At 52.6% G+C, this 12762-nt stretch carries 9 protein-coding genes; 8 read left to right on the top strand and 1 reads right to left on the bottom strand.

Translation table 11 applies throughout. From position 1 onward, the window contains the following. Window positions 1-304: 304 nt before the first annotated feature. Window positions 305-1315 (top strand): HTH-type transcriptional regulator GalR, encoded by a 1011-nt coding sequence (gene galR / locus LCF41_RS15525; protein WP_225085364.1) that lies wholly within the window; start codon window positions 305-307, stop codon window positions 1313-1315. A gap of 470 nt (window positions 1316-1785) precedes the next feature. After that, window positions 1786-3093 (top strand): maltoporin, encoded by a 1308-nt coding sequence (locus LCF41_RS15530; RefSeq protein WP_225085365.1) that lies wholly within the window; start codon window positions 1786-1788, stop codon window positions 3091-3093. Window positions 3094-3595: 502 nt separating this feature from the next. Here LCF41_RS15530 and LCF41_RS15535 read toward each other — a convergent pair. Then, window positions 3596-4678, bottom strand: a complete 1083-nt coding sequence (locus LCF41_RS15535) for an ABC transporter ATP-binding protein (RefSeq protein WP_225085366.1) — start codon at window positions 4676-4678, stop codon at window positions 3596-3598. 494 nt (window positions 4679-5172) lie between these two features. On the opposite strand from LCF41_RS15535, the gene LCF41_RS15540 reads away from it, so the two are divergent. The 6 genes from LCF41_RS15540 (at window position 5173) to LCF41_RS15565 (ending at window position 12511) form a co-directional block, all read left to right on the top strand. Then, a complete protein-coding gene (locus LCF41_RS15540; RefSeq protein ID WP_225088198.1) occupies window positions 5173-6405 on the top strand; it encodes an extracellular solute-binding protein in 1233 nt (410 codons plus the stop codon). A gap of 87 nt (window positions 6406-6492) precedes the next feature. After that, window positions 6493-7809 (top strand): carbohydrate ABC transporter permease, encoded by a 1317-nt coding sequence (locus tag LCF41_RS15545; RefSeq protein ID WP_225085367.1) that lies wholly within the window; start codon window positions 6493-6495, stop codon window positions 7807-7809. Between the two features lie 12 nt (window positions 7810-7821). Continuing rightward, window positions 7822-8670, top strand: coding sequence for a sugar ABC transporter permease (locus tag LCF41_RS15550; protein ID WP_181829074.1), 849 nt, complete (start codon window positions 7822-7824; stop codon window positions 8668-8670). A gap of 34 nt (window positions 8671-8704) precedes the next feature. Beyond that, window positions 8705-9922 carry a glycoside hydrolase family 53 protein gene (locus LCF41_RS15555; RefSeq protein ID WP_431191541.1) on the top strand — a complete coding sequence of 406 codons (1218 nt, stop codon included), beginning with the start codon at window positions 8705-8707 and terminating at the stop codon, window positions 9920-9922. Between the two features lie 40 nt (window positions 9923-9962). Further along, the gene (locus tag LCF41_RS15560; protein ID WP_225085368.1) at window positions 9963-12023 is read left to right on the top strand and encodes a beta-galactosidase; all 2061 of its coding nucleotides are present in this window, start codon (window positions 9963-9965) and stop codon (window positions 12021-12023) included. Between the two features lie 146 nt (window positions 12024-12169). Continuing rightward, the gene (locus LCF41_RS15565) at window positions 12170-12511 is read left to right on the top strand and encodes a glucose PTS transporter subunit EIIB (protein ID WP_010301002.1); all 342 of its coding nucleotides are present in this window, start codon (window positions 12170-12172) and stop codon (window positions 12509-12511) included. Window positions 12512-12762 lie beyond the last annotated feature (251 nt).

The raw sequence follows: 12762 nt of genomic DNA on the forward strand, positions 1-12762 counted from the left end.
AAGTGTAATCGGTTACCCTAAATTTAAACCTCAGAATGGTATTTTGGAAGAGAGAAATGACCGATGATTGTTGATAGCGATCACATAAGTACGGTCTGGATCAAAAAGGCAAGGAGGTCGGATAGGTAACATCACCCAAAAACCTGTACATTTATAAATATTAAGTAATCGATTTTTTCTTTTAACTTGTGCACTAGGCGACGACTCGCCTTAATACCCTAAATAATTCGGCTTGCTGGAAGGCCTAAAGATATGCAGCTTGAAGTATGGCGGGGATAACACATTTGACCGTTCAGGAATGCCAATGGCCACAATAAAGGATGTCGCTCGTCTATCAGGTGTATCAGTCGCTACGGTTTCGCGCGTAATTAATAATTCGCCCAAAGCCAGTACCGCCTCAAGGGAAGCCGTACACAAGGCCATGGCGGAACTACAGTATCATCCGAACGCCAATGCCAGAGCGCTCGCGCACCAGAGTGCAGAAACTATGGGGCTGGTTGTTGCAGATGTCTCCGATCCCTTTTTTGGGACGATGGTTAAATCTGTCGAACAAATTGCCCAGGCAACCGGCAATTTCCTGTTGATTGGCAACGGCTATCACAATGCCGAGCAGGAAAAGAAAGCCATTGAGCAGTTGATTCGTCACCGCTGTGCGGGGCTTATCGTGCATGCAAAAATGCTCTCAGATGAAGAACTGGCTGCCTTGATGAGTCACATTCCTGATATGGTGCTGATCAACCGTACTTTGCCCGGCTATGAAAACCGCTGTGTTGCGCTCGATGATCGCTATGGTTCCTGGCTGGCAACGCGTCATTTAATTCAGGAAGGGCACCAGAAGATCGGGTTCCTCTGTTCGAATCACCAAATTTCCGACTCCACCGATCGCCTGCAAGGTTATATGGATGCGCTGCAAGAGCATGGCATCCCACGGGATGAACGGCTCATTGCGCGCGCCTCACCGGACGAAGTGGGCGGCGAAGCCGCCATGATGGAACTGCTGAGCCGAGGCGGCAATATGACGGCGGTGGTGTGCTATAACGATTCTATGGCCGCGGGCGCCCTTTCAGTCCTGAGCGACAACAGCATCAGTGTACCGCAGGATATGTCGGTAGTGGGATTTGATGACGTATTGATCGCCCGTTACCTTCGTCCTCGCCTGACAACCGTGCACTATCCGGTTTCCGCCATGGCCATTCAGGCGGCAGAACTTGCCATCGCGTTATCCCACGGTAAAGAGCTTAGCGAAACCACGAACATGTTTAGCCCGACGCTGGTACGCCGCCATTCCGTCAGCCCCCCAACCCGTAAGAAGTAACCACCGTTTATCGACACCACTTGCCTGATACCGAACGTCCTCGCATCAGACAAGTGGTGCTTCTGAACCCTCTTGTTTTCTGTTTCCCTTCATCAGATATCTTTCTCTATTTTCCAGAAACGTTTCCTATTCGGCATCGCGCCACACTTTTTATGCAACGTTTCCGACTCTGCTATAAAAAAATTTTATGCTGTATTTGAAGTATACAGACAAAATTTGTAACCAGTTACACAGCATTACCTAGCGAATAACATCACAATAAGACTAACAAATATGCAAAACGTAGCCTGTAACATCGTTAATTCAGTGTAAATTTTGGTGTAACTCTTTTGTATTTTGTGAGAACAATCATGTCACGCACCGTTTTATTCCCCCATAATCCCTCGCCATGAGTGGAAGCGTTTTACCTCCGTTCACGTCATGTTATTTGGAACATCCACATTCTTACCCGAATAAGCGAAAGGTATATTATGAAAAGAAAACTGCTGACAACGTCCATTGCGCTGAGTTTGGCAATGCTGGCAACTCCTTCTTATTCTGTTGATTTTTCAGGGTACTTCCGTTCTGGCGTGGGTGTATCAAACCACGGGAAACAACAAACTGCCGATAAAAATTATGTGGGAAGATTAGGTAACGAAGATGACACCTACGGCGAAATCCAATTAGGGCAGCAGCTGTATAACGAAAATGGGAAAACGTTTTACTTCGACAGTATGATTTCCATGTTCTCAAATGGCTCGAACGATAATGAAACGACAAAGGATGACGATGCCGAGTTTGGTTTACGCCAGTTGAATCTTCAGGCGAAAGGCTTTGTACCTGGACTGCCGGATGCCACGGTCTGGGCGGGGAAACGTTACTACCAGCGCCATGACTTGCACATCATTGATACCAAATATTGGAATATCTCCGGTGCAGGTGCGGGGATCGAAAACGTCAAAGCCGGTGAAGGCGCGTTCTCGTTTGCCTGGATCCGCGCCGATGCAGAAAACATGAACGTCGACTGTAGCAACAGCCAGAACAGTCAGGAATGTACATCCAGAAGAGACACCTATGACGATCTGAATATCAACTATCTGGATGCACGCTATGCAGGCTGGAAGCCGTGGGACGGCGCGTGGACAGAGTTCGGTATCTCCTACGCGATGCCGAATGAAGCGGACACTCAGAAAAATATCTTCCTCGCAGAAGGCCAAAAATTCGATCCTAAAAACTCGATGATGATCACGGGTGAACTCAGCCACTACTTCTCTGGCCTCAAATCCAGCCAGAAACTGGTGCTGCAATATGCCGACAAAGGGCTGGCGCACAACATGGTCGATCAGGGCGGCGGCTGGTATGACGTCTGGAGCATCAACGACAACGCCAAAGGCTACCGCGTCATTCAGGCCGGTGACCTGCCGATCACCGATGCTATTTCTCTTAGCCATGTTCTGACCTACGGCAAAGCGGATGAAATCAGCCTTTGGCGCGACAGCACAGAATTATTGTCAGCGGTAGGTCGCGGCCAATATGCCTGGACCAAGAACCAGAAAACCTATCTGGAAGCGGGTGCCTATCAGAAAAAAGATAGCTGGACGAGCGGTACGGAAAGCAAATATAGCGGCCAAAAATACACGCTGGCCCACGCCTTCAGCGCCGATATTCCGATGCTGACCCGCCCGGAACTGCGCTTCTTTGTTTCTTACCTGAACGGCGGGAACGAAAACAAAAACCGCTTCAACGACGATCGCAGCAATGCAGTGAACTTCGGTATTCAGGCAGAAGCCTGGTGGTAATACGGCTCTAACCCTCAGCCCGGCGGGCTCATCATTCCCGCCGGGCATTTCCCAAAAGGCCTTCGGTAGAAGGCCTTTTTCCGTTTCCGATATCTACGCACTCGCTGTTTTTCTTATATCGGCGTAAAAAGTCGCGCTGAGGTGTACATGGCCGTCGGATGAGCGGCATGGACGCCGCGAAAGCCTGCGCCGTGCCGGGAGCACGTCGCAGGCGGTCCGAGCAGCGGACATGAACACCGAAGGAACCGCATAGCGGCGCGAATCACGCCGAAAAGCCAGTGGTCAAGGCGCTGCGGCGATTGAGCGCGCCTTGTCGGGCGTGTAACGATGTTACAGAGAAATAAGATGCCTAACACGCCCGAAACACTTACACCGCATCAGCATAAAGAAAAACAGTTTCTACAAGAGGCCGTAGACAGCGGAAGCAAAGCCAGCACCCGCTAAGGGCGCTGTTTATGTTTAGTAGGGATTTGGGCTGAGATTCAGCGATGCCGCTGCTTAACTAGGCGCTGATACGCAAACCATCGGCGTTGAACACCAGACAGTTATTCGGGGAGAAGAACACCTCAATATGCTCATAAGGCTTGAAGGCACTGTCGCCCGCCAGCAGCAGTTTGAAGTTATCAATCCCGCAGCATTGGCCGAACAGGTAGGTACTGTTACCTAAACGCTCGACAACCTCACAGCCGAATGACAAGCGAATGCCCTCGCCTTCCGGTGACACATGTTCCGGCCGCAGCCCCAGCGTTACCGTGCTGCCAACGCGCAATTCGCCAGTACGAACCGGCAGTTCAAGCTGTAGCTGTTCGGCAATATTCACCGTCAGGCATTCCGGCGTCCAGTCGATCACCTGCGCAGGCAGGAAGTTCATTTTCGGCGAACCGATAAAACCCGCTACAAACTGATTAACCGGATGATAATAAAGCGCCATCGGCGATCCAACCTGCTCAACTTTGCCGTAATTCATGACCACGATTTTATCCGCCAGCGTCATGGCCTCGACCTGATCGTGCGTCACGTAGATCATCGTCGTTTTCAATTCCTGATGCAGCTTGGCAATATGTAACCGCATATCCACACGCAGCTCAGCATCCAGGTTCGACAGCGGTTCATCAAACAGGAACACTTTCGGATTACGCACGATGGCGCGCCCGATCGCCACACGTTGGCGCTGGCCGCCGGACAGCTCTTTCGGCTTGCGCTCAAGCAGATGAGACAGTTGCAGTGTCTTCGCCACCATCTCGATCTGGTGCTTAATCTGGTCTTTCGGTACGCCATTCACGCGCAGGCCATAGCCCATATTCTCAGCGACGGTCATGTGCGGATACAGCGCATAAGATTGAAACACCATCGCAACGCCACGGTGAGCGGGGGCGACATCATTGACCACCGCATCATCAATCATGATTTCACCGCCCGTGACATCTTCCAGCCCGGCAATCATTCTCAGCAACGTCGACTTACCACAGCCAGAGGGCCCGACAAAAACAGCGAACTCACCATCTGCAATCGTCAGATTCACATCGTGAAGCGTAATCGTTTTGCCAAAATGCTTACTCACTTTATCCAACTGGATAGACGCCATAACGGTAACCTCTTGATAATTTTACTTTTCAGTATATAAGCGTTGAGTCGAGATAGCCTGATGCTCACCCACTCAAAATGGCTCGACAGCCCTTCCAGACGCGTCAACATCTGGTCAGGCTGGCCTGTACGCTGGTCATAATCTCAATATAACAGCATGGTGTAACCGTTTGCACAAACAGGGGGTTACTTTTGTGCATGAGATCACAGCCTTTACATGTTTCGCTGGCAGACGTGGCGCACTCTGCTTAATGTAATCGCAACTGGTGTAACCGTTACCCTACATTGTGGCAAACGCGCAATAAAGCGCCAGCCGCCATACAGAGACGATGACCAGAAAACACGTACCGTCAGATGCTTCATTTCCTGCTTTGTCGTGCCGTGCGGTGTAACGTTACACCAACACCGCACAGAGGCCGCAAAAAGGGCAAAAGAGAACAGAGTACGCGACGATTTCCGACCATGATGGGCCCACCAGGGCTTTGAGGATTAATGATGAAAATGAAAACACTGACCACCGTCATTATGATTTCACTGGGTATCACTGGCGTACTCAGCAAATCAGCGCTGGCAGCCGATAAAACGCTTCTGGTATGGGAAGATATCAAGAAATCCGACGGCATCGCCGATGCGATCAAAGCCTTTGAAAAACAGAATAATGTCAAAATCACTGTGCTGGAAACGCCTTATGCTCAGCAGATTGAGAAACTCCGTCTGGACGGCCCGGCGGGTATCGGCCCGGATGTGATTGTCATGCCGCACGATCAGGTGGGCACCGCCGTCGTTCAGGGGTTGATTAGCGAACTGAAACTGGATCAGACGTTCCTGTCGAGCTTCACCAAACCGGCTCTGGAAGCCCAGACCTATAACGGGAAGCTGTACGGCGTGCCGAAAGCCGTTGAAACCACCGTGCTGGTGTACAACAAAGACCTGATGCCGCAGCCGCCGGAAAAATTCGACGACCTGTTCACCTTCTCCAAACAGCAACGAGCGGAAGGCCGCTACGGCCTGCTGGCAAAATTTGACGAAATTTATTACGCCTATGGCGTCATCGCCGGAATGGGCGGCTACATTTTCGGACAGAACAGCAACGGTTCACCGAATGTAAAAGATATCGGTCTGGATAAGCCAGCCACCATCGATGCGGTGAACTACATCAAGAAATTCTATGCCGATGGCCTGTTCCCACCAGGCATCGTCGGTGAAACCGGCGCTAACGCCATCGATTCTCTGTTTACCGAGAAAAAGGCCGCCGCCGTCATTACCGGCCCGTGGGCGTTCCAGCCGTACAAGAACGCCGGCGTAAACTATGGCGTGGCGCCACTGCCGCTGCTGCCAAACGGTGAGCATCCACGTTCGCTGCTGGGCGTGAAAGGCTACAGCATTTCTACCTACTCCAAAAACAAAGCGTTAGCGCAGAAATTCATTGAGTTCATCAATCAGCCTGAATACGCCAAAGTTCGCTTCCAGTTAACTGGTGAAATCCCACCGATCGCCGCGCTGATTGACGATCCGCTGATTAAGGATGACGAAAAATCCCGTGCTGTCGCGATCCAGTCTGGCTATGCCGTTCCTATGCCGAGCGTACCGGAAATGCAGGAAGTCTGGACGCCAGCGAACAGCGCGCTGCAACTGAGCGTGACCAGCAAGCAGGACACCAAAGCGGCGCTGGAATCCGCCGTGAAAGTCATAAAAATGCAGATCGAAGCTAACCACAGTAACCAGTAATCCCCTGCTCCACCGTGGGTCAACATGGGTTTCCTCCTTTTCCCCCAATAAATTTCGGGGTGTGGGGATACCCATGTTTTTAAGAAAATGGAGGTAGATGTGACCGTCAACGCCAGCGGCCTTGCGCCACAAGAGAGAGGACGTCGCCATGCCAGAACAGCGGTATTATTGGCGCTCGTCCCCGGCCTTGGGCAGATTTATAACCGTCAGATCGTCAAAGGCGCGTTTTTCTTTATCGTCATGGTCTGCTTCATCAGCATATTCCATGATTTCCTGCGAAACGGCGCGTGGGGGCTGATTACGCTGGGCACCGAGCTACCGCGCGATCACTCTATTTTTCTGCTGGCAAAAGGCATTATCAGCCTGATCGTCGCTGCTTTTGGCGTCGGTGTTTACTATTGCAGCCTGCGCGATGCCTATGTGTGCGGCACCCGACGCGATAAAGGTCTGCCGTTGAACAGCGTGAAGAAGCAATATCAGATGCTGCTGAGCGAAGGCTTCCCTTATCTGATGATCACGCCCGGCTTCATCCTGCTGGTATTTGTCGTGGTTTTCCCGATTATTTTCGGTTTTTCCATCGCCTTTACCAATTACGACCTCTACCACACGCCACCCGCCAAGCTGGTCGACTGGGTCGGGATGAAGAACTTTATCAACATCTTCCGGCTCGATCTCTGGCGATCGACGTTCTTTGACGTGCTGCAATGGACGGTTATTTGGACGCTGATTGCGACCACGCTTCAGTGCGCCGTGGGCATCCTATTGGCGATTCTGGTGAACCAAAAAGGCCTGCGTTTCAAACCACTCATCCGCACCATCCTGATCCTGCCGTGGGCAGTACCGGGTTTCGTCACCATTCTGGTCTTCGCGGGGATGTTTAACGAAACCTTTGGCGTAATTAATAACGGCATTCTGGCTGCGCTGGGGATTGAACCCAAGGCGTGGATGACCGATCCGTTCTGGACCAAGACCGCACTGATTTTGATGCAAACGTGGTTAGGTTTCCCGTTTGTGTTCGCCATGACCACCGGCGTCTTGCAGGCGATTCCTGACGACTTGTACGAGGCCGCGACGATTGACGGCGCCAGCAGTTGGTACAAGCTGACCACCATCACGCTTCCGCTGGTGCTCTACTCCATTGCGCCGATCATCATCACGCAGTACACGTTCAACTTTAATAATTTCAACATCATCTATCTGTTCAACAACGGTGGACCGGCAGTAATCGGTTCCAACGCTGGCGGAACGGATATTCTGGTGTCCTGGATTTATAAGCTGACCATGTCTTCTTCCCAATATGCGATCGCAGCCAGCATCACCATTCTGCTGTCGATCTTTGTCGTGGGAATCGCGCTGTGGCAGTTCCGCGCCACCAATTCCTTCAAACAAGACAACATGGCATAGGAAAGCGCGCAGATGAAAAAACACAGCGTTAAACGCCAGAATTTTATCAAACTCGGCCTGACCTACCTGCTGCTGACGATAGTCGCCATCATCATTATCTATCCACTGATCTGGACGGTAGGCGCGTCGTTGAATCCCGGCAGCAGCCTGCTCAATACGTCAATCATCCCGGATAACTTCTCCTTCATTCACTATGAGGAGCTGTTTAACGGCCAGATTGACTACGCCGCCTGGTACTGGAACTCGATGAAAATCAGTTTCCTGACCATGATTCTGACGCTCGTCAGCGTCAGTTTCACCGCGTATTCCTTCTCCCGTTTCCGCTTTCGCGGTCGCCAGAACGGGCTGATGCTGTTTCTGCTATTGCAGATGATCCCGCAGTTCTCGGCACTGATTGCCATCTTCGTGCTGGCGCAGATGTTAGGGCTGGTGAACAGTCATATTGCGCTGGTACTGGTTTACGTCGGCGGGATGATCCCGATGAATACCTATCTGATGAAAGGCTATCTGGATGCCATTCCGAAAGATCTGGATGAGTCCGCACGGATGGACGGCGCAGGCAACTTCCGCATCTTTATTGAGATCATTATGCCGCTGTCCAAGCCGATCATCGCGGTGATTGCCCTGTTCTCATTTACCGGTCCGCTGGGCGACTTCATTCTCTCCAGCACCATTCTGCGTACGCCGGATCAGTACACGCTCCCCATCGGGCTGTACAACCTGGTCGCACAGAAAATGGGGGCGAGCTACACCACCTACGCCGCGGGAGCCGTGCTGATCGCGGTGCCGGTCGCCATTCTTTATCTTTCCTTGCAAAAGTACTTTGTCTCCGGCCTGACCTCAGGCGGGACCAAAGGGTAATTATTCAACATCTGTACAACTCCAGGAACGTAAAATGAAAATGAAAAAACGCGTACTGATGGCTGCCATGCTCGCAACGGGCCTGCTGACCTTCTCCCTGCCGCAAGCCCTGTATGCTGCTGAGAATGTGACAATCAATAAATTGACGAACGTCCCTGCCGACTTCATTAAGGGCGCGGATATTTCCATGCTGAACGAGGTGGAAAAGCACGGCGGAAAATTTTATGACGAGCACGGCAAACAGAAAGACGCCATGCTGATTCTGAAAGAGAACGGGATTAACTACATCCGACTGCGTATCTGGAACGATCCGAAAGATGCGGCGGGCAACGCCTACGGCGGCGGTAACAACGATCTGGCGACCACGCTGGCGCTGGCTAAGCGCGCCAAAGCGAACGGTATGAAAGTGCTGCTGGATTTCCACTACAGCGATTTCTGGACCGATCCGGCTCACCAAAACAAGCCTAAAGCCTGGTCTGGCCTGAACATAACGCAGCTCACAACGGCCGTACATGACTACACCAAAGCCACCATTAGCGAATTCCAGAAAGCAGGCGTCATGCCGGATATGGTGCAGATCGGTAACGAACTAAACGGCGGGATGCTGTGGCCGGAAGGAAAAAGCTGGGGTCAGGGCGGTGGCGAATTCGATCGTCTCGCGGCACTGCTGAAAGCCGGTATTCAGGGCGTTAAGGACGTACAGGGCGCGAATAACGTTAAGATCATGCTGCATCTGGCAGAAGGCACCAAAAACGACACCTTTATCTGGTGGTTCGATGAAATCGTCAAACGCAATGTGCCATTCGATGTCATCGGTGCCTCGTTCTACACCTACTGGAACGGCCCTATCAGCGCGTTGCAGTACAACATGAACGACGTCACCAAACGCTACAATAAAGACATCATCGTGGTGGAAGCCGCCTACGCCTATACGCTGGAAAACTGCGATAACGCGGAGAACAGCTTCCAGCAAAAAGAGCAGGATGCGGGTGGCTATCCGGCTTCCGTACAGGGTCAGGCCAACTACCTGCACGATCTGATGCAAAGCATCATCAACGTCCCCAATCAACGCGGCAAAGGCATCTTCTATTGGGAGCCGATCTGGCTGCCGACTCCCGGCGCAACCTGGGCGACGAAAGCCGGTATGAAATACAACAACGACGAATGGAAAGAAGGCAACGCGCGAGAAAATCAGGCGCTGTTCGACTGCAAAGGCAACGTCCTGCCTTCCATCAAAGCGTTTAAGCCGTAAACCGAATTCAACACGTTGACAACCCGTTTAGGAGAGAACGATGTTCAAATTCCCCCCGCTAAGCAGCAAAGTCCCTGTTCTGCTACACGGTGCTGACTATAACCCTGACCAATGGCTGGATAACCCGGAAGTGCTGGAAAAAGACATTGAAATGATGAAGCAGACCCAGTGCAACGTCATGTCCGTGGGGATTTTCAGCTGGTCCGGGCTTGAACCGGAAGAAGGTCGCTACGAATTTGGCTGGCTGGACAGCATCCTCGACACGCTGTATGCCAACGGTATTTTCGTTTTTCTGGCCACGCCCAGCGGGGCGCGCCCTGCCTGGCTGTCGCAGAAATACCCCGACGTGCTGCGCGTAGGTAGCAACCGCGTACGGGCACTGCACGGCGGTCGCCACAATCACTGCCTGAGCTCGCCGAACTATCGCGAAAAAGTGAAACAAATCAACACCCAGCTGGCAAAACGTTATTCACATCATCCTGCGGTGATCGGCTGGCATATTTCCAACGAATACGGCGGCGAATGCCACTGTGATACCTGCCGCAGTACCTTCCAGAACTGGCTAAAAGCCCGCTACGGCACGATAGACGCGCTGAATAAAGCGTGGTGGAGCAGCTTCTGGAGCCATACCTACACCGATTGGTCACAGCTAGAACCGCCGTCGCCCATTGGTGAAGTCTCCATTCACGGCCTGAATCTGGACTGGAAACGCTTTAACACCTCACAGGTCAGCGATTTCTGTGCCGCAGAAATTGCCCCGCTCAAGGCCGAAAATCCGTCTCTGCCAACCACGACGAACTTCATGGAATACTTCTATGATTACGACTACTGGCAGTTGGCGAAGGTAATCGACTTCATCTCCTGGGACAGCTATCCGCTGTGGCATAACGCGGAAGATGATTGCACGCTGGGTGCCTATACCGCGATGTATCACGACCTGATGCGTACGCTGAAAGGCGGGAAGCCTTTCTACCTGATGGAGTCAACGCCGAGCCTGACCAACTGGCAGCCGATCAGCAAACTGAAAAAGCCGGGAATGCACATCCTGTCTTCGCTTCAGGCTGTCGCGCACGGGTCAGACTCCGTACAGTATTTCCAGTGGCGTAAGAGCCGCGGTTCCGTTGAGAAATTCCACGGTGCCGTCGTCGATCATGTCGGACATATCGACACCCGCGTCGGGCGTGAAGTACAGGAATTGGGTGACATACTCAACAAACTCGCACCGGTGGCAGGCAGCCGGGTTGACGCCAAAGTCGCCATCATTTTCGACTGGGAAAGCCGCTGGGCGATGGACAACGCTCAAGGGCCGCGTAACGCGGGGTTGTTCTATGAAAAAACCGTCACCGAGCATTATCGTACGTTCTGGGAACAGGGCGTGGCGGTGGATATCATCAACGCCGATGTCGATCTCAGCGGCTATCAGCTTGTGATTGCACCGATGCTCTACATGGTACGCGATGGCTTTGCCGAACGCGTCGATGCATTCGTCAAACAGGGCGGCCGCTTCGTTACCACCTACTGGTCTGGCGTCGTCAACGAAACCGATCTGTGCCATCTGAACGGTTTCCCTGGGCCGCTTCGTCCTATCATGGGCATTTGGGCGGAAGAAATTGACGGGCTGTACGATCATGAAAGCAACAGCATCAGCGGCCTGAGCGGTAACGAGCAGCGTCTGGTCGGTCCGTATCAGGTCACGCACCTGTGCGAGCTGATTCACCTTGAGGGTGCGCGAGCGCTGGCGACCTATGACAGCGATTTCTATGCCGGGCGTCCCGCCGTTACAGTCAATGATTACGGCGAGGGTAAGGCCTATTACATCGCCTCACGCAACGACCTCGCCTTCCAGCGGGATTTCTTCACCACGCTGATACAGGCGCTGGATTTACCGCGTGCGCTGCCGACCGATCTGCCTTACGGGATTGTCGCCCATCGTCGCGATGACGGGGAAAGTGAATTTATCTTCGTACAGAACTACACGGCAACGCCGCAGCAGGTCACGCTGCCTGCCACCTACGAAGAAATGACCACCGGTAGCACGCTTTCAGGGTCTATCGACCTGTCAGGCTACGGCTGTCGGATCCTACGCCGCGCGTTGCAGTAAAAATACGCCTGCTTGCCGGTTAAGCACGGGCGGTCACGGTGATAGGTATTCCGACGAAACCTCATCACCGTGTGTCGCCTAACAGTAATGTTACGTGAACCGCATTATCATACGCACGCTGATAAACAAACGAAGAGGTGACTACGATGGGCAAGATTCACAATTTTCGGAAATTGTTCGCGTCAATGTTGGGTAAGCAAATTACCGAGATTGAAATCGCTTCACCGCTAGACAAAGAAAACTTGCAGCAGTTGGTAACCGCCTTTGGCGGCAAAGAAAATATCGTCAGTCTGGATGCCTGCATCACCCGCCTGCGCGTCGAGGTTCACAGCCTGCGGCTGGTTAACAGCGACAGTCTGCAAAAACTGGGCGCTATCGGCGTGATCATCGTCGGTCATCAGGTACAGGCTATTTTCGGCACACAGTCGGATAACCTGCGCCGCGAACTGGCCGCCTGGTTTGAGGATGATGGCGCAGAAGCGCGGTAGCGGTTTTAAACCTGCTTGGTCGCTGTTTCTATGCCACTATTGGGGCAGTTTCGTGCGCGATAATACCGTCATTTTCATGCTACCTCCTAGCACGCGCCCGACACGGGGCGGCTCAAACGCCACTCGCCCCGTGACCCCTAGGCTTTTGGCGGAAATTATGCCGCTACGCGGTCCCATCGGTATTCATGCCCGCTAATCGAGCCGCCAGTGACGCGTTCCAGACGCGGCACTGGCTTTCGCGGCGTCCATGC

Origin of the sequence: Pectobacterium colocasium (assembly GCF_020181655.1) — a bacterium.
Taxonomy (GTDB): Bacteria; Pseudomonadota; Gammaproteobacteria; order Enterobacterales; family Enterobacteriaceae; genus Pectobacterium; species Pectobacterium colocasium.